General features: G+C 63.0%; 15 protein-coding genes and 1 pseudogene. 5 read left to right on the forward strand and 11 right to left on the reverse strand.

Translation table 11 applies throughout. The features are described 5' to 3' along the window. From KQ693_RS03220 to KQ693_RS03235, 4 genes are read right to left on the reverse strand one after another with little or no spacing between them, the layout of a single operon-like run. Window positions 1–1,053, reverse strand: coding sequence for a M28 family peptidase (locus tag KQ693_RS03220; protein ID WP_267261909.1), 1,053 nt, complete (start codon window positions 1,051–1,053; stop codon window positions 1–3). Continuing rightward, window positions 1,050–1,871, reverse strand: coding sequence for a carbohydrate ABC transporter permease (locus KQ693_RS03225; RefSeq protein ID WP_219760269.1), 822 nt, complete (start codon window positions 1,869–1,871; stop codon window positions 1,050–1,052). The genes KQ693_RS03220 and KQ693_RS03225 overlap by 4 nt, the downstream gene beginning before the upstream one ends. Then, window positions 1,868–2,758, reverse strand: coding sequence for a carbohydrate ABC transporter permease (locus tag KQ693_RS03230; RefSeq protein ID WP_028494560.1), 891 nt, complete (start codon window positions 2,756–2,758; stop codon window positions 1,868–1,870). The genes KQ693_RS03225 and KQ693_RS03230 overlap by 4 nt, the downstream gene beginning before the upstream one ends. A gap of 1 nt (window position 2,759) precedes the next feature. Beyond that, window positions 2,760–3,995 (reverse strand): extracellular solute-binding protein, encoded by a 1,236-nt coding sequence (locus tag KQ693_RS03235; protein WP_267261910.1) that lies wholly within the window; start codon window positions 3,993–3,995, stop codon window positions 2,760–2,762. Window positions 3,996–4,098: 103 nt separating this feature from the next. Between KQ693_RS03235 and KQ693_RS03240 the strand changes: the two genes are divergently transcribed. Continuing rightward, window positions 4,099–4,689 carry a GNAT family N-acetyltransferase gene (locus KQ693_RS03240; protein ID WP_267261911.1) on the forward strand — a complete coding sequence of 197 codons (591 nt, stop codon included), beginning with the start codon at window positions 4,099–4,101 and terminating at the stop codon, window positions 4,687–4,689. After that, window positions 4,655–5,854 (forward strand): SLC13 family permease, encoded by a 1,200-nt coding sequence (locus KQ693_RS03245; RefSeq protein WP_267261912.1) that lies wholly within the window; start codon window positions 4,655–4,657, stop codon window positions 5,852–5,854. Before KQ693_RS03240 ends, KQ693_RS03245 begins: the two co-directional genes overlap by 35 nt. Here the strand turns inward: KQ693_RS03245 and KQ693_RS03250 are convergent. From KQ693_RS03250 to KQ693_RS03270, 5 genes are read right to left on the reverse strand one after another with little or no spacing between them, the layout of a single operon-like run. Beyond that, window positions 5,846–7,150 (reverse strand): amidase, encoded by a 1,305-nt coding sequence (locus KQ693_RS03250; protein ID WP_267261913.1) that lies wholly within the window; start codon window positions 7,148–7,150, stop codon window positions 5,846–5,848. The genes KQ693_RS03245 and KQ693_RS03250 overlap by 9 nt on opposite strands. After that, window positions 7,131–8,360 carry a tRNA uracil 4-sulfurtransferase ThiI gene (gene thiI, locus KQ693_RS03255; RefSeq protein ID WP_219760302.1) on the reverse strand — a complete coding sequence of 410 codons (1,230 nt, stop codon included), beginning with the start codon at window positions 8,358–8,360 and terminating at the stop codon, window positions 7,131–7,133. Before thiI ends, KQ693_RS03250 begins: the two co-directional genes overlap by 20 nt. A 2-nt stretch (window positions 8,361–8,362) precedes the next feature. Further along, window positions 8,363–8,791: an NUDIX domain-containing protein gene (locus KQ693_RS03260; protein ID WP_219760278.1), complete on the reverse strand. Its 429-nt coding sequence runs from the start codon at window positions 8,789–8,791 to the stop codon at window positions 8,363–8,365. A 36-nt stretch (window positions 8,792–8,827) separates the two neighbouring features. Continuing rightward, a complete protein-coding gene (locus KQ693_RS03265; RefSeq protein WP_267261914.1) occupies window positions 8,828–10,837 on the reverse strand; it encodes a molybdopterin oxidoreductase family protein in 2,010 nt (669 codons plus the stop codon). Window positions 10,838–10,841: 4 nt separating this feature from the next. Then, entirely contained in the window at window positions 10,842–12,401 is a 1,560-nt protein-coding gene (locus KQ693_RS03270) for a carboxylesterase/lipase family protein (RefSeq protein WP_267261915.1), read from the reverse strand. A 68-nt stretch (window positions 12,402–12,469) separates the two neighbouring features. Here KQ693_RS03270 and KQ693_RS03275 point away from each other — a divergent pair, with 68 nt between their 5' ends. The 3 genes and pseudogenes from KQ693_RS03275 (at window position 12,470) to KQ693_RS03285 (ending at window position 14,753) form a co-directional block, all read left to right on the forward strand. Next, window positions 12,470–13,087, forward strand: coding sequence for a ribonuclease HII (locus KQ693_RS03275; protein ID WP_267261916.1), 618 nt, complete (start codon window positions 12,470–12,472; stop codon window positions 13,085–13,087). 35 nt (window positions 13,088–13,122) lie between these two features. Then, on the forward strand, window positions 13,123–13,593 hold the full coding sequence (locus tag KQ693_RS03280) for a DUF4384 domain-containing protein (RefSeq protein ID WP_219760303.1): 471 nt from the start codon (window positions 13,123–13,125) through the stop codon (window positions 13,591–13,593). A gap of 80 nt (window positions 13,594–13,673) precedes the next feature. Beyond that, window positions 13,674–14,753 (forward strand): annotated as a pseudogene (locus tag KQ693_RS03285) (TRAP transporter substrate-binding protein). A gap of 65 nt (window positions 14,754–14,818) precedes the next feature. Here KQ693_RS03285 and KQ693_RS03290 read toward each other — a convergent pair. Both KQ693_RS03290 and KQ693_RS03295 read right to left on the reverse strand, forming a co-directional pair. Continuing rightward, window positions 14,819–16,297 (reverse strand): TRAP transporter large permease, encoded by a 1,479-nt coding sequence (locus tag KQ693_RS03290; protein WP_267261917.1) that lies wholly within the window; start codon window positions 16,295–16,297, stop codon window positions 14,819–14,821. Next, window positions 16,297–16,836 (reverse strand): TRAP transporter small permease subunit, encoded by a 540-nt coding sequence (locus tag KQ693_RS03295; RefSeq protein ID WP_219760288.1) that lies wholly within the window; start codon window positions 16,834–16,836, stop codon window positions 16,297–16,299. Before KQ693_RS03295 ends, KQ693_RS03290 begins: the two co-directional genes overlap by 1 nt. Between the last annotated feature and the right edge of the window lie 453 nt (window positions 16,837–17,289).

Genomic DNA, 17,289 nt, shown 5'->3' on the forward strand with positions numbered 1-17,289 from the left:
TCAAGAGCTTACCCCGTGGAAGACCCTTTGCAAAAGGGTGCGGGTGTAGCGCAGGGTGTCCTCGAGGGCTCCCTGGTCCAAACGGGCAAAGGTATCCGTGGGCCAGTGCCACTCGGGGGGCACCCCCTGTTCCAGCCGGATCAGGGAAAGGCAGGGAAAGCCCCTTTGCGCCAGGGGCAGGGTGTCGAAGTAGGCCAGGCGGTAGCGGAGGGGACGGGCTCCCGGGGTTTTTCGTGCCGCATCCAAGAGCGCTCCACGGTAGGAAACATAAAGGAGCATGCCTTCTCCTTCCGCATAGAAAAGCTCTCCCCGGCCCACGTTGTCCAGGTTAAGGACCAGGGTGCCTGGGGGAAGATGCGGGATCAGGACCTTGGCCCCCAGGGCCCCCACCTCCTCGCAACCCGTGAGGGCGAGGCCGAGCCGCCAGCCCTCTGGGGGCTCGGTTTCCAGGAAAAGGACCGTGGCCACCGCCACCCCGCTTCCGTTGTCGTTTCCCCCCTCCACGTAAGGAGCCCTTAGCTCCCGGTGGAGGAGGAGGGCGGCCTGGATGAGGAAGTAGAGGCCTATGGGCCACCTGAGGGGGGTGAGGGCGAGAAAAGGGGACAGGAAGGCGAGGAGGGCGTTCAGGAGGAAGCTTTCCCGGAAGCGGCGAACCCTTTGCGGGTGGTAGAGGAAAAAGGTCTTGGCGGTGTCCACGTGGGCCATAAGGAGAAGGGCCTTTCCCCCTTGCCCCTTCCAGGCGAGGAGGTTTTGCGAGGGATGCCGGTCTAGAAGGAAGCTCCAAGGCCTAAACCCGTTGAAGTAAAGGAAAAAGGCCCAGGCCCCCAGAAGGGGTGGCCAAGGGGAAAGGGGAGCCAAGGCAAGGAGGAGGCTGATGCCGAGAAGTTCCCACCCGTAGCTTCTGACCCCCTGGAAAGGAAGGGTTTGGACCCGGTGGCCCCGCTCCTCCAAAAAGGTGCGCAAGCGGCGAAAGGCCTCGGCCTCGAGGGGGGTGGCGCTTCCCCGGTGGGGGAGGTGGAGGAGGTTTAGGACCTGCTGAAGCTCTTCCCTCATCCCTTCACCCCGGTGAGGACCACTCCCTCGATGATCTGCCGCTGGAAGAAGAAAAAGACCAAAAGAACCGGTAGCACCGCCAGGCTCGAGGCCGCCATGATCAGGTTCCAGGCGGTGCCCGCTTCCCCGGAGAAAAGGGCGATGCCCACGGGAAGGGTGCGCATCTCCGGGGTTTGGACCACGATGAGGGGCCATAGGAAGGCGTTCCAGTTGCCCAGGAAGGTGAAGATCCCTAAGGCGGCTAGGGCCGGGCGCACCAGGGGCAGGCCAATCCGCCAAAACACGCCGAACTCGGAAAGCCCATCCATCCTTCCGGCGTCGAACAGGTCCTGGGGCAGGGTTTCGAAGAACTGCCGCATGAGGAAGACCCCGAAGGCGGTGATGAGACCGGGAAAGAGGAGCCCCCAGTAGGTGTTGATCCAGCCCTTCTCCGCGCTCATCACGTACCAGGGGATGACCAGCATCTCCGTGGGGACCATCAAGGTGGAGAGGATGAGGATAAAGACCAGGTTCTTCCCGGGAAATCGGAGCCGGGCCAGGGTGTAACCTGCGAGGCTATCGAAGAACAGTACGGAAAGGGTGGTGAGGGAGGCCACCAGGAGGCTGTTTCCAAACCAGCGCATAAACCCTGTTTCCCCGAGGACCACCCGGTAGTTCTCTAGGGTGGGCTCCCGGGGAAGGAATCTGAGCTCGAAGAGTTCGGGGAAGGGCTTGAAGGAGGTGAGCACCATCCAGAGGAAGGGGAGGACCATGACGCTACCGCCCAGGAGGAGGAAAAGGAGAACCAGAAAACCCGTAAGGCGGTTTTTTGCCTTCATAGCTCCACCCTCCGGGTGAGGAGCTTAAGCTGAACCAGGGTGATCAGGAGGATGAGGGCAAAGAGGAGGACGGTGACCGTTGCGGCATACCCTAGCTGGAAGCGCAAGAAGGCCAGCTGGTAGATGTAGAGGGCCAGGGTTAGGGTGCTGTTCAAAGGTCCCCCTTGGTCCGTAAAGTTCAGGTTCACCACCTGGGTGAAAAGCTGCAGGTAGCCGATGGTGCCGATGACCACGGAGAAGACCAGAACCGGGTTCAATAGGGGCCAGGTGATGTGGCGGAAAAGCCGCCATCCCTCCGCGCCATCTATGCGGGCAGCCTCGTAGTACTGCCGGGGGATGCTTTCCAAACCCGCCAGGAAGAGGACCACCTGGAAGCCCAGGTTCTGCCACACCACCACCCAGGTCACGGTGGGTAGGGCCTGGCTGGGGCTTTGCAAAAAGGGCTGCGGGGGGATTCCCAAAAGGGCCAGAAGCTCGTTGACCAGCCCGAAATGCGGGGAAAGCATCCAACTCCACACCCAGGCCACGGCCACCGCCGGGGTCACGTAGGGGGCGAAGTAGATGGCCCGGAAGAAGTCGCGGCCAAAGGGTACCCGCTGGAGAAGCAAGGCAATGACGAGACCCAAGGCAATCTGGCTTGGGATCCCCAGAAGGGTATAGAGGAGGGTGTTGAAAAGAGCCCGGCGGAGAACGGGGTCCTCGAGGAGCCGGGCGTAGTGCTCGAGGCCTACAAAGCGCCTCTGGGAGGGGTCTGCGTGCCACTCGTATAGGGAAAGCCAAAGGGCCTGGAAGGCGGGAAGGATGCGGAAGTAAAGGAAAAAAGCCAGGGGAATGGCCAAAAACACAAAGGCCCATAGGGCTTCCCGCCAGGCCAGGGTAAGCCGCACCCTACCTCCAGAACTGATCCAGAATCTTTTGCTCCTCCTCCGCGGCCAGCCTCAGGGACTGGGCGGGGTCCATGCCCTGGAGCAGGACCCGGTTGATGGCGTCCACCATCACCTTGCGCTGAGCGGCTTCGTCCACAAAGGGGGTGGCCTTGGCGTAGGCCAGGCTCAGCACGAAGGGGCCGTAGATGGGGTGTAAGGAGAGCTTGGGATCCCGGATCAGGTTTTTGCTGGCGGGAAGCTCCCCCACTTTTTCCAACCAGTAGCGCTGGGTTTCCTCGGAAGTGATGAAGGCGAGAAACCGGAGCGCGGCTTCCCGCTTGGGCCCGGTGGCCAATGGGGTGAGGCCGTGCATCCAGAAGGAGCCGAAGTTGGCCTTCCGTCCCCCTGGTCGCTCTAGGGGTAGCTCCGCCACTCCCCAGTTGAAACGGGCCCCTTGCTGGATGGTGCCGATGGCGAAGGATCCGTCGATGATCATGGCGATCCTGCCTGCGATGAACCCATCGCGATAGCCGTTGTTACCAGGGAAGAAGCCAGGGACCCCGATCTCGTGTTTGCGTACCCAGTCGGTGTAGAAGCTCAGGGCCTTAAGCCCGGCCTCTCCCTGGTAGAGGACTCGTTTTCCATCGTCGGAATAGGGCCTGCCCCCGAACTGGCGCACCAGGGCCTCCCGGACCAGGTGGTGATCCTGCCCGTCCGGGGCGATGCCGTAGCCGATCTGGGTGAAGCGCCCTCCCTGTTTAACGGTTAGCTTTTGACCTACGGCGATGAACTCCTCCCAGGTCTTGGGGGGGCCGGCAATCCCCGCTTGACGGAAGAGGTCCTTGTTGTAGAACAGGGCCAGGCTTCGCACCGCGGTGGGAACCCCGTAGAGCTTTCCCCCCACCTTGGCGGCCTGGGCCATGGCCACGAAGTCCTGGTCCAGGCGCCGCATCCAGTCATCGGGTAGGGGCACCAAGTATCCTGCCTTAACCCAGGTGGGAGCCCAGCCGTAGTAGAGGTTCACCACGTCCGGCCCCTGCCCCGCGGGGATAGCGGCGGCCACCTTTTGCTGGAAAGCGTCGTAGGGGAAGGTCTGGTGAACCACCTTGATGCCGGGATTCTGGGCTTCAAAGCGGCGGATGAGCTCATTGATGGCCTCGACCTTGCTGCGGAACTCGTACTGCCAGTAGGTGATGGTGACGCTTTGGGCCAAGGCTAAGGGTAAAAGAACGGCGCAAAAAGCCAGTAACTTTTTCATTTTAAGCCTCCCTTCGCCGCCATTATACCCCAGGGCGCATCGCCAAAGCCCTTGGCCTGCGGCTGGTACGGGAGCTAAAGGGGTTTTGTCCCATAATGGAGGCATGTGGTCCTTTCCCCAGAGCCTCGAGGGCCGGTATGTCCGCTTGGAGCCCCTAACCCTCTCCCACCTTCCGGGCTTCCAAGCCCAGTTCGACCCCGAGGTCTACCGCCACATGAGCCATAGGGTAAGGGGGCCAGAGGACCTAAGGGCTCACCTCGAGGCCCTTCTTTCCGAGCCTGGCCGGGTTAACTGGGCCGTTTTCCTGGGAGGGGAGCTGGCCGGGCGGATCTCCGTCATCGCCCCGGATCCGCAAAACCGCAAGCTGGAGATCGGTACCCTCATCTTCAAACCCTTCTGGGGAAGCCCCGCCAACAAGGAGGCCAAGTACCTCCTCCTGCACCACGCCTTCGAGGTGCTCCTCGCGGAAAGGGTGCAGTTTAAGGTGGACCCCTTAAACCTGCGAAGCCAAAGGGCCTTGGAGTCCTTGGGGGCGGTGCGGGAAGGGGTCTTGCGGCGTAACCGCCTTCTCTTGGATGGCCGTTTCCGCGATGACGTGGTCTACAGCATCCTGCGGGAGGAGTGGCCTCGTGTGAAGGCCCGGCTGGAGGAGAAACTGTATGGAGCTTTCCCAGGAGATACGGGAGGGGCTTAGCCTCTTGGTACTCCTCCTCACCTACCTGGGCCTGGCCCTGGGAGGGCTTCCCGGCTACCGTATGAACCGGGCGGGGGTGGCCCTGGTGGGGGCGAGCTTTCTGGTGCTCCTCGGGGTCTTGGACCTCCGGGAGGCCTGGCAGGCCCTGGACGCCCAAACCCTCACCTTCCTCTTCGGCATCATGGTCCTGAACGCCCATCTGGGCTATGCGGGCTTCTTTGGCCTTGCGGCGGAGAGGCTTTTGGGTCTGGCCAGGACTCCCTTTGCCCTTCTCCTCCTTCTTACCTTTGGAAGCGGGTTCCTTTCCGCCCTTTTCCTGAACGACACCATGGCCCTCCTCCTTACCCCCTTGGTCCTCTCCCTAACCCGGAGCCTGGGCCTGAACCCCGTGCCCTACCTCCTTGCCCTCATGGCGGCGGTGAACACGGGAAGCCTCATGACTCCCACAGGGAACCCCCAGAACATCGTGGTGGCGAGCCTATCCGGCATCTCCTACCTGGGGTTTGTTTCGGCCCTCTGGCCCGTGGCCCTGCTGGGCCTGGGGCTTCAGGTGGTTCTCCTGGCCCTCCTCTACCCCGAGGTACGTTCCTTAAAGCCCCTTCCCCCCATCCCCCCCTTGCGCTACCGCCTGCACGGCCCCCTGTTGGCCAAGGGGCTTTGGGTGGCCTTTGGGCTTTTCCTGGCCTTCCTCCTGGGCTACCCCATGGCCCAGGGAGCCTTGGTGGCTGCGGGAATCCTCCTCTTCACCCGCCGTCTACGCTCCGAGCGCTACTTCTTGCGGGTGGACTGGGAGCTACTGGTGATGTTCGCCGCCCTCTTCATGGTCACCGAGGGGGTACGAAGGCTGGGCCTGGCGGAGTTTCTTGTGCCCTTGGCCACCACGCCTTTGGGGCTTCTTCTGGCCGCCACCCTCCTTTCCCTTCTCATCTCCAATGTGCCTGCGGTGTTGCTCCTGGCTCCCCTGGTGCAAGAGCCCAGGGACTGGCTTCTTCTGGCTGGGGGAAGCACCCTGGCGGGGAACCTGACCCTCTTGGCCAGCGTGGCCAACCTCATCGTGGCCGAGGGGGCGGGAAGGGAGGGGGTGAGGATAGGATTCATGGAGCATCTTCGGCTGGGGCTACCCCTTACCCTCTTGACCCTGGGCCTGCTCTACGTGCTACTTTAGCCGGGCCTCGAGCCAGCCTCCAATGGCCAGCACCCGGCCATCCTCCGCGTAGGGCCCCACCACCTGGAGCCCCACGGGCATCCCCTCCACCCGGGCGAAGGGGAGGGTTAGGGTGGGCACCCCGAGGAGGCTGAAGGGCAGGGTGAGGGTGATGAAGGCCTCCCGGTGGCTCTTCTTCCCCGATTCCAGCTCCACCTCCTCCGTGCCCAAGGGGGGGGCGGGAAGGGGCTGGGCGGGGAGGAGGAGGGCGTCCACCCCCCTTAAGGCCTTCACCAACTGGAGGCGCAGGGTCTCCCTTTCCGCCACCGCATCCCGGTAATCCTTCTCCGTGAGGGAAAGCCCGGCCATAAGGGCCTCCCGCACCTGGGGAGAGAAGCCTTCCGGATGTTCCCTTAAGGCTTTTTCGTGGATACGGGCTGCCTCGTAGCGCACCAGGCGGGTGTAGACCTCATAGACCCCGGGTAGGGGTAAGGATACCTCCCTTACCTCGGCCCTCAAGGAGGGGAGTTCCTCTAGAAGCCTCTGGAAAACCCTGCGCACCTCCACCCCCAGACGGCCCTCCAGGAAGTCCAGGGGCACGCCGAAGGTGGGGTTTTGCGGGCCCTCGAGGGGGATGCTTTCCCCGGCCAGGATCTCCGTGAGGAAGTGGGCGTCCCGCACCGTCTTGGCGATAGGCCCCGCATGGTCGGTGGAGCGGGAGAGGGGCAAGGCGCCTTCCAGGCTTACCCGGCCGTAGGAAGGCTTGAAGCCCACCACCCCGTTGAAGGCGGCAGGGATGCGGATGGACCCTCCCGTGTCCGAGCCCAGGGAGGCGAGGCCGATCCCCAAGGCCACGGCCACGGCGCTTCCACTGCTGCTTCCCCCGGCTTGGCGGCTTGCGTCTAAGGCGTTGCGCACCGGGCCCGTCCAGGGGTTTTCCCCGGTGATGCCTAGGGCCACCTCGTGCATGTTGGTTTTGGCGAAGAGGAGGGCTCCGGCTTCCCTCAGGCGCCTTACCGCCTGGGCCTCCTCGGGAAGGGGAGGGAGGGGGGCCCGGGTTCCTGCCCGGGTGGGCATGCCCTTGACCGGGAAGAGGTCCTTTACCGTGAGGGGGATGCCGTGTAGGGGTCCGCGGATGTACCCCTGCCTTAGCTCCTCCGTAAGCCGCTGGGCTTCCTCCTTGGCTCCCTCCTCGTCCAGGTAGGCCAAGGCGTTGCGGTCCTGGAAGGCCCGGGCCCTTTCCAGGGCTTCCTCCAAAAGAGCCAAGGGAGTGGTTTCGCCCCTTTCCAGGAGGGCTTTAGCCGTCAAGAGGTCCATGCTCCATTATAGGGGCCTTCTCCTGAGCCTCCGGTAGGGGTTTTTGCCCCGGCCAGGTGTAGCGCACCACCTCCCGGCTCTCGAGGGCCAAGGCGATGAGCCTTTCCGTATCCAAACGGCTTTCCGTTTCCAAGGCCACGGAAAGCCGGGCCCGGGTCACGGGATGCTTGGGGGCGAAAAGGGTGCAGCACTCCTCGTCAGGGAGGATGGAGATGGCGTAGGTGCCGATGCGCTCCGCCTCCGCCTTGATCTCCACCTTGTCAAAGCCGATCAAGGGCCGGAAGACGGGAAGGGTGGCCGCCTGGTTGACCACATGGAGGTTCTCCAGGGTCTGCGAGGCCACCTGGCCCAGGCTGTCCCCGGTGGCCAAGGCCAGGGCCCCCTCCTCCTTGGCGATGGCCTCGGCGATGCGGAGCATGTAGCGGCGGTAGAGGACCACCCGGTAGGCCTTGGGGGCCTCGAGGATGATCTGCCGCTGCACCTCGCTGAAGGGAACCAGGTGGAGGGTGATGCGGTGCTGGAAGCGGGCCAGGCGCTCGGCGATGGCCTTGGCCTTTTCCCGGCTCTGGCCCGAGAGAAGGGGGAAGGGGTGGAAGTGCACTAAGACCACCTCCGCTCCCCGGCGCATGAGGCGGTAGGCGGCCACGGGGGAGTCAATCCCCCCGGAAAGGAGGGCCACCACCTTTCCGGAAACCCCGGGGGGAAGCCCTCCCGGTCCCGGGTGGCGCTCCACCTCCAAAAGGGCGGCGTTGGGCAGGATGCGCACCACCAACTCCCTTTCTGCTCCCTTGAGCTGTACCCTGGCTCCCGTCTTCTCCTTCACGAAGGCCCCAAGGAGGCGCTCGATCTCGGGAGAGGTGAGGGGGAAGGTCTTGTCGGAGCGCTTGGCGGTGATGCGGAAGCTTTCGAAGCGTTCCCTCGCAAGGGTTTCCTCCAGGGCGGCCTCGAGGGCCTTTAGATCCGGGGGGGTGCGCAGGACCCGGGCGAAGCCCTCCACCCCCAGGGTGTCCTTCAGGCGTTCCCTGGCCTCGAGCCAGGCTTCCTGGGGCAGGCGGAAGAGGAGGGCCATGGGCCACTCCGCCTCCAACCTGGCCGCCGTGCCCTTAAGGGCCTCCTTTACATGGGCCTTGGCCTTCCTCAGGAAAAAGGGGCGGTTTTCCCCTTTCAGGGCCAGCTCGTGGAACAGGTTGACCAGAACCAGGGTTTCCATGGTCACGGGCAGAGACCTTTCACCGCCAGGTAAAGGCGGCTGCATAAGGAGCCTTGCCGGGCGGCTTCCCTAAGCTCCTCGGGCCGGCCAAAGCGGTAGGCCCGGTAGTAGGTCTTGCCGGGCTTGGGCTCGGGAAGCTCAGGCCTGGCGAGAAGCCTGGCCTCCACCACCCAAAGCTCCAGGGTGTACGCGGTCCGCTCCTCCACCCCGAAGGCCACGGGCCGGAGGACCTCCACCCCGGCTCCCAGCTTCTCCCGGCCTACCCTTAGGGCCCCTTCCTCCGGGCCTTCCCCTTCCCCAAGGCTCACCGCCGGCAGGCCCCAGGCCCCGCCGAACTCGGGGTCTTCCTCGGGCCGCTTCACCAAGAGAAGCCCTTCCTCGCTCCAGGCGGCCAGGGCCACCGCGCGCTTAAGGGGCTTGGCCGTCTGCACCCAACCAGCCTAGCAAAACCCTGGCCCAGGCGCAAATCAGGCCAGGCGGAGGGGTTCCACCTCCACCGGGTTGCTGTGGAAGGTGCTTCCGCCCCCTAAGTCGGTGAGGGTTTCCGCGGTGAGATGGTTGATGCCCTTGCCGTCCGGGGCCCACTTTTCCCACCAGGTGCCCTCGAGGACCACCGTCCCCGGCATGGGGGCCTCCGTCACCTTGGCCTTACGCGCCACCCTGCCTTGGGGGGAGTGGATGTAGACCAGCATGCCCTCGGTGATCCCCCGCTCCTCGGCGTCCTTGGGGTGGATGAGAAGCCTGGGCTCGCCTCCTTCCGCCTCCACCAGGGCCTGGATGTTCCCGTAGGTGGTGTTCAGGAAGCGGTGGGCCGGGGGGGTGAGGAGGATCAAGGGGTAGCCGGGGAGGGTTTGGGTGGGAATGACCTCAGGGGGTGGGCTAAAGCGCACGGGGCCCTTTCTAAAGGGCAGGAAGGGCTTGGGGAGGTTGAGCTTCACAAACCCCTCCGCCTTAAGCCTCTTCAGGTTGATGCCCGCAAGGTAGGGGTGGTCCACATCCAGGAGGCTTTCTGCCACCTCCTCCGCGGTCCAGTAGAGGGTGGGTTCCTTTAGGCCAAGCCTCCTCCCCAGTTCCCGGAAGACCCAGGTGTTGGGCTTGGCCTCTCCTTGGGGCTCAGTTAGGGGCTCGTTCCAGGAGAGGTAGTAGTGGCCGTAGCTGGTGTAAAGGTCGGGGTGCTCGTAAAAGAAGGTGGCGGGGAGGAGGTAGTCGGCGTAGAGGGCGGTTTCCGTCGGGACCTGCTCCAGGACCACGGTGAGGAGGTTCTCCCGCAAAAGCCCTTCCTTGACCCTTCCCGTGTCCGGGGCCACCACCAGGGGATTGGAGTTGAAGACGAAGAGGGCCCGGATGGGGGGGGCAAGCCGGGTGAGGGCGCTGGCCAGCTGGTTCATGTTGATCCGGCGTACCCTGGGGTTGGGACGAAAGTAGCCCTCATGGGGGTGGGATCCTTCCAGAAGATGCCTTCCCCCCAGGAAGCGCTTGTTGAGGGGGAAGGCCCCGCTGGTGGAAAGAAGGGCCCCGCATCCCGGGTAGCGCCAGGCCCCTAAAAGGGCGGGAAGGAGGATCGCTGCCCTTAGGGCATTCCCCCCGCCCGGGTGCCGGGTCATCCCGTAGCCCACCCGGAGGAAGACCCGTTTGGCTTCCCCCAGTTCTCGGGCCAGCCGCTCTATGGCCTCCTTGGGCACCCCGGTGAGGGCCTCGGCCCTTTCTGGGGACCACTTCCGGGCCTCCTCCTGGAAGGCTTCCAACCCCGTGGCGGCCTCCTTGAGGTATTCCCAGTCCACCAGGTTTTCGCGGAAAAGCAGGTGGGCCAGGGCGTAGGCCAAGGCGGCGTCGGTGCCCGGGCGGAGCTTGATGTGCTCGTCGGCGAATCGGCTGGTGGGGTTCTCGTAGGGGTCGATGTGGACCACCTTGGCCCCCCGCCTTCTCGCCTCCTTGAGAAAGGGGGTGAGGTGGCTGTTGGTGGAGAGGCTGTTGATGCCCCAAAGGAGGATGTAACGGGCCTCGGGCACCTCCTCCGGGTCGGGGCCAAGCCTGGGACCGTAGGTCATCTCCCAGGCGGCGCTTCCCGCGGTGGAGCAGATGGTTTCCTCTAGCTCGCTCGCCCCTATGGCCCGGAAGAAGGCCAGGGGATGCTGGTTTTCCACAAGGCCCATGGTGCCCGCATAGTGGTAGGGGAGGATGGCCTCCCCCCCGTGGGTGTCCAGGATGGCCCTAAGCCTTTCGGCGATTTCCTCCAGGGCCTCCTCCCAGGAGATCCTTTCGAAGCGGCCTTCTCCCTTGTTCCCCACCCGGCGCATGGGGTAAAGGAGGCGTTCCCTCACCCTTTCCGGGTAGCGGTAGGTTTTGGCGCAGGCGAAGCCTTGGGTGACAGGGTGGCGGGAGTCGCCCTCCACCCGGGAGAGCCTTCCCTCTTCAAGGGTGAGCAGGAGGCTACAGGCGTCGGGGCAGTCCAGGGGGCAGGTGGCCCGGGCCTTCATGCCCCTATAGTAGCCCAAGGGCCTCGAGGGCACCGCATCGTTCCGCGTAGGGATCGGGAAGGAGGCCTGGGGGCTCGTCCAGCCGGAGGAGGTAGCCTTCCTCGTAGGTGGGCCAGCGGGGCCAGCCCCGGGGCTCCCCTTCCCGGGCGAAGCTCACCCAGTAGCGGCGCATGCGCTTTCCCAGGGCCTCGGCCCTTTCCCGGGCCTCGGCGCTGAGGAAAAGCGGAAGAAAAGGCATTTCCTCGAAGTTTCCGAAAAGGGGGGCGAGCTCCAGGCCGTGGAAGGCCCCAAGTCCCTCCCAGCCTGGGATCCGGAAGGTGAAGAGGTAGGCGTAGGTGGGGGCGAAGGGAGCCTGGAGCCTGGCGGCTTTCAGGGAGGGGCAGAGGAGCTGGAGGTCCGTCTGGGCCTCCCCCCAAGCCTTTTGGGGGTCGGAAAAACGCTTTTGGTAGGCCTTCGTTAAAGCCTCCCGCTCCTTGGGGGGAATGCCTTGGGCGGCAAGCCTCCCGCTAAACTCCTCCCAGGTCCTGGGTCCCAGGAGCCAGGCCAGACCGGGAAAGGCAAGCTCCTCGAGGTTGGCCCCCACCAGGAGGGGGATACCCCGGGCCTTTCCTTGGCCCAAGGCTTGCAAGGGGCTTTCCGGAAGCAAGGCCCCCAGGTGGGGCTTGAAGGGAGAGTTGGGAAAGCCTAGGGCGGAGGAGGTGATGTCGGGAGGGGCTTTGGGTTCCGTGGAAGGAAAGAGGCGGGATAGGGGAAGGTTCCTGAGGCAGGCCAGGTCCTCCGGGGAGCAGCCCAGGTTCCTGGCCCACCGCTCCCCGAAGGGGAAGTCCTTTTCCAAGGGGCGCACCTGGTGGCATCCACCCGACTGGAGGATGGCCCTGTGGAAAAGCCCCTGGGCTTCCGGGGTGGCGAGGAGGGTGCAGACCAGCATGCCTCCAGCGGATTCCCCGAAGAGGGTAACGTTTTGAGGGTTGCCGCCGAAGTAGCGGATATAGCCCTGCACAAAGCGGAGGGCCTCCACCAGATCCAAAAGCCCATAGTTCCCCACCGCCTTGGGGTTCTCCTTGGCTAGGGCAGGGAGGGCCAAAAACCCCAGGGGGCCCAGGCGGTAGTCCACGGAAACCACCACCACGCCTTCCTGGGCCAGCTGGTGTCCTGCGTAGATGGGCTCGGCGGCGCTTCCTGAGGTGAAGCCGCCCCCATGCAGGTAAACCATCACGGGGAAGCCTTCTGGAGGTGGGAGTTCCAAGGGGAGGAAAAGGTTTACCACCAGGCAGTCTTCCCTTTGCGGGGGCAGGTATCCCCCAAGGCGCGCGGGGGTGCCCAGGGTTTGAGGACAGGCCACCCGTTCCTTCCCGACCTGAGAGGACCAGGCGGCCACGGGCCTTGGGGCCTCAAAGCGGCTCGCTTGCGCATAGGGCAGGCCGTAGAAGGCGATGGCGCCCTTTTCTATCTGGCCCAGGGTGGGGCCGAGGGGAGTTTGGACCGCGATTCCCTGGGCCAGGACAAGGCCTAGGGTTAGAGTTAAGGTAACCGCAACCGGCCTCAGGAAGGTGGAGGGGCCCATATCCAAACTTTTCCAAATAGCACCTGGGGATGTCAAGAAGCTCGGGATACGGGGCATAATGCCAGGGGATGGAAGAAGCGCAAGGGTGCCTCGAGGCCTCCTTCTGGTCCTTGGGCTTAAGGGTGGCCGGGGTGGATGAGGCGGGCCGGGGAGCCTGGGCAGGCCCCATCGTGGTGGGGGCGGTGATCCTGCCTCCTGGGCGTTACCCTTTCCGGGATTCCAAGCTCTTAAGGCCAAAGGAGCGCGAGCGCCTGGCGGAGGAGGTGCGGCGGGTGGCCTTAGCCCATGCCCTGGGGGTGGCGGAGGTAGGGGAGGTGGACCGGCTTGGGGTTTTGAAGGCCACCCTGTTGGCGGCGCAAAGGGCCTTGAACCTTCTGGATCCACCCCCTGAGGCCCTGGTCACCGACTACCTCCAGGTGACCACTTCGTTGCCCCTCCTTGCCCCTTCCAAGGCGGACCAGAATAGCCCTAGCGTGGCCGCGGCCAGTATCCTGGCCAAGGTGCACCGGGACCGGCTTATGGTGGAGTTGGATTGCCTTTACCCAGGCTACGGCTTTGCCCGGCACAAGGGCTACGGCACCCCTGAGCACCAAGAGGCTCTCCTGGCCCTAGGGCCTTCCCCCGTGCACCGCAGGCGCTTTGCCCCGGTGGCCCAGGCTCCCTTAAGGTTTTCTGAAGAGGAATAGCCCCATTCAGGACTAAACTGAGGGTGGAGGTGGCCATGCGGGTTTTGGGGCTTTTAATGGCGGGGCTTCTTTCCGCCTGCACCCTGACCCTTGAAGGGGTCACGGTGCGTTATCGCTTGGACTTCTCCCCTAGCATCCTGCGCTTTGAACCAGACCGGGGAGCGGGGGCCACGTACTACGTGGGTGAGGAGGTACGCTTCCTCCTCACCCTGGCAGATCCTGGCTGGATTAGCCTGGTGGCCATAGACCCTGATGGACGCACCTATGAGTTCGACCGCTTCTACCTGGGCCGGGGTACCCACGTGCTGCCTCCAGGGGCCTACCGCTATACCCTCACGCCTCCGATAGGTCTCCATCGAGTGCGGGCCATCTACACGGATAGCCAGCCCGGGAGCCTGCGCCTGGAAGGGGTATACACGGACTGGGATGCCCGGCTCAGGGTGTACCTGGAAGCCGCTGGAGCCCGTCGTTACCAGGTGGTGGAGACCTACTTCTACGTCCGCTGACCGCAAGAACTTGCAAGGGGACTTGCGCTTTCCACCCCCGGGTGGGGTATAATCCCCCCGGACCGCTAAGGAGGTCGACAATGAAGCGGCGTGACTTCTTAAAGAAGGCAGGTATCGGCGTAGCAGCTAGCGCAGCTTTTGGCCCAGTGTTCGCCCAGGCCCAGCCCAGCGTGAGGTGGCGGCTGGCTTCTAGCTTCCCCAAGAGCCTGGACACCATCTATGGGGCAGCGGAGGTGTTGGCGGAGCGGGTTTCCGCCCTCACCGGCGGCCGCTTCCAGATCCGCCCTTACCAGGCAGGGGAGATCGTGCCCGGGCTACAGGTGATGGATGCCGTGCAACAGGGCACGGTGGAGATGGGTCACACCGCCAGCTACTACTTCGTGGGCAAGGCACAGGTTCTGGCGTTTGACTGCGCCGTGCCCTTCGGCCTAACTGCCCGGTAGCAGAATGCCTGGATGTACTACGGAGGAGGTATTGAGCTCTTCCGCCCTATCTTCGCTGATTTCAACATCATCCAGTTCCCAGGTGGCAACACCGGGGCCCAGATGGGGGGCTGGTTCCGCAAGGAGATCAAGAGTGTGGCGGACCTCAAGGGGCTCAAGATGCGTATTCCCGGCCCTGGCGGCCAGGTGATGAGCCGGCTTGGGGTGGTGCCCCAGGTTCTGGCGGGTGGGGACATCTACCCGGCTTTGGAGCGGGGCACCATTGACGCCACGGAGTGGGTGGGACCCTACGACGATGAGAAACTGGGCTTCTACAAGGTGGCCAAGTACTACTACTACCCTGGCTGGCACGAGCCCGGGCCCCAGCTTTCCTTCTACGTCAACCTGAAGGAGTGGCAGAAGCTCCCCAAGGAATACCAGCAGGCCCTCGAAGTGGCGGCCGCCGAGGCCAACCTGTCCATGCTGGCCAAGTACGACCAGGTGAACCCCCCTGCCCTCCAGCGGCTCATCAAGGCGGGGGTGCGCCTGCGCAAGTGGCCTGCTGACGTGATGAAGGCGGCCCAGAAGGCAGCCTTTGACTGGTACGAGGAGGAGGCTGCTAAGGACGCCACTTACCGGAAGGTCTACACCGCCTGGAAGAAGTTCCGGGAGGAGCAGTACCGCTGGTTTGCTACGGCGGAGCTGGGCTACGAAAGCTTTGCCTTCCCTGCGATATGAGTAAATTGGGGTGAAAGCTAAGGGGGCCGGGCGTATTCCGGCCCCCTTAGCTTTGGGCCTGTACCTCACCCTCCCAGAACCCTAAGGACTATGCCTGGGAACAGGAGGAGAATACCCACCATCAGAAGCTGGATGAGGATAAAGGGTACCGCACCCCAGTAGATGTCCACGGTCTTGACCACGGATGGGGCCACGCTTCGGAGATAGAAGAGGGCGAAACCAAAAGGGGGGTGCATGAAAGACGTTTGCAGGTTAACCCCTAGGAGGACCCCGAAGTAGACCAGGTTAATATCCATGGCCTTAACGGCTGGAGCTAGAAGAGGGAGAATGATGAAGGCTATCTCAAAGTAGTCCAGGAAGAAGGCCAAGAAGAAGACAAAGAGGTTTATGAGAATCAAAAATCCAATCTGTCCTCCAGGCAAATTGGAAAGTAGGTGTTCCACCCATAAGTCTCCGTCTACCCCGTAGAAAACCAGGCTAAAGGTGCGGGAACCCACCAGGATGAAGACCACAAAGCTGGTGAGCTTGGCAGTCTCCCGCATGGCTTGGATCAGGACATCGCGGGTTAGCCGGCGACGAAGAGCTGCGAGGAGCAAAGCCCCCGTGGCACCCATGGCCCCACCTTCCGTGGGGGTAGCTACACCCAGGAAGACGGTGCCGAGAACCAGGAAGATGAGCACCAGGGGGGGGATCATCACCCGCAACACCCTGGCGAAAAGGGGGTTGCGGGCGTAAAGGTAAGCGCTGATTCCCACGGCCAGGATAAGCAGGAGAATATCCAAATAGGCCGTATTGTGAACCCCAATAAGGCTCAGTCCCCAAGGCACCAGTGCCAGGATGATATAGCTTAAAAGGCCTAAGATGGCTCCTCGCTCATGTCCCGCATGGGGTCGGGCTTCCGGAGGCAAGGCAGGGGCAGTCTGGGGGCGAAGAAGGGTGGTGAAAAGAACGTACGAAACGTAGAGTCCTGTGAGTATAAAACCAGGAATAAAGGCTGCCTTGTACATATCCCCCACAGAGACCCCCAGCTGGTCGGCCATGACGATGAGCACAAGGCTTGGGGGGATGATCTGGGCCAAGGTACCGCTTGCAGCGATGACCCCGGTGGCGAGCCGCGCAGAGTAGCCATAGCGGAGCATAATGGGCAAGGAGATGAGCCCCATGGCGATCACGCTGGCGGCTACGATGCCCGTGGTGGCGGCCAAGAGGGCACCCACCAGGATGACCGCATAGGCCAACCCCCCACGAAGGGAACCAAAGAGTTGGCCAATGGTGTCCAAAAGGTCTTCTGCTAAGCCACTCCGTTCCAGAACCAGCCCCATGAAGGTAAAGAAAGGAACGGCTAGAAGGAGCTGGTTTTGCATGGTATCAAAGATGCGTAGAGGGATGTTCTGCAAAAGCCCTAGGTTTAGGTGACCATACTGCATCCCCAAGAAGGCAAAGCCTAGGCCCACCGCCCCAAGGGAAAAGGCCACAGGATAGCCTAAAAGCAGAACCACCACCAGGGCGACGAACATCAAGGGGGCCATCCACTCGAAGGGCATCAGACCACCTCCTCTGGTTTTTCCTCTTCAAGTTGAAGCTTGCCCGCTAGGGCCAGGCCCCGCTTGATAAGTTCTGAAATCCCCTGAAGGCCTAAAAGGACGAATCCGATTACCATGGCTACCTTGATGGGCCAGCGGGGTAAACCCCCAGCGTCGGGTGACATTTCTCGGATATGCACGGACTCGGTTACGATGGGCCAAGAAAGCCAGAGAATAAGCGCCACCATGGGCAGGAGGAAGACGAGAGTGCCCAGAAAGTCAATCCATAACTGGGCTTTGTGGGAGAGGCGGGCATAGAGGACATCTACCCGTACGTGTCCCCCATGCTTCAGCGTCCAGCCTGCCCCCCAGAGGAAGATGAGGCTGAAGAGGTACCATTGAGCCTCGAGGTAGGCATTAGAGCTGTAGTGGAAGATATAGCGCATAAGGGCATTAGCCGCAGAAAGCAGGGTTACCAGTAGGACCAGCCATACCACCAGTTGCCCTACGCGCTCATTCAGGGCGTCGATGACTCTGGAAATCCCAAGAAGCACTCGCATGGTTTTTCCTCCTGGCCAGAAGCCCGCTTTATCCTAATGAGGTGAGAAGGAAGCTGTCAACTGGGCCTGAGTGGTAAGGAAGCCAATCCTGGCCATTTCTTTACAGGGAAAACCTAGAAAGGTGGCTTTCGCTTAGCTTTTTCCCTGCGTAGAATCCTTCAGCAGTTCCTTTCCCTAGGTCCTGGATGGCCTCGAGGAAGGTTGTCTTTCCTTTGTGTGCGTCGATGAGGCCGGTATTCAAGCCCACCGGAGATGATCCCGGTGAGCGATCCCGTGACCACGATGGTGTAGACCATGCTGATCCAAGTTGAGGATTGGCCTTCGCACCTTCCAGACTGCTAGGGTCAAACCCTGCGTCCAAAGGACGCTGCTTACAAGATTCAATAAGGCGAAGCGTCGCCAGGGTATTTCCAGGGGGCCGGATGAAAAGGGGGTTAGAGTACGAGCCACGGG

The sequence above is a fragment of the Thermus brevis genome (assembly GCF_026427635.1).
Classification (GTDB): Bacteria; Deinococcota; Deinococci; order Deinococcales; family Thermaceae; genus Thermus; species Thermus antranikianii.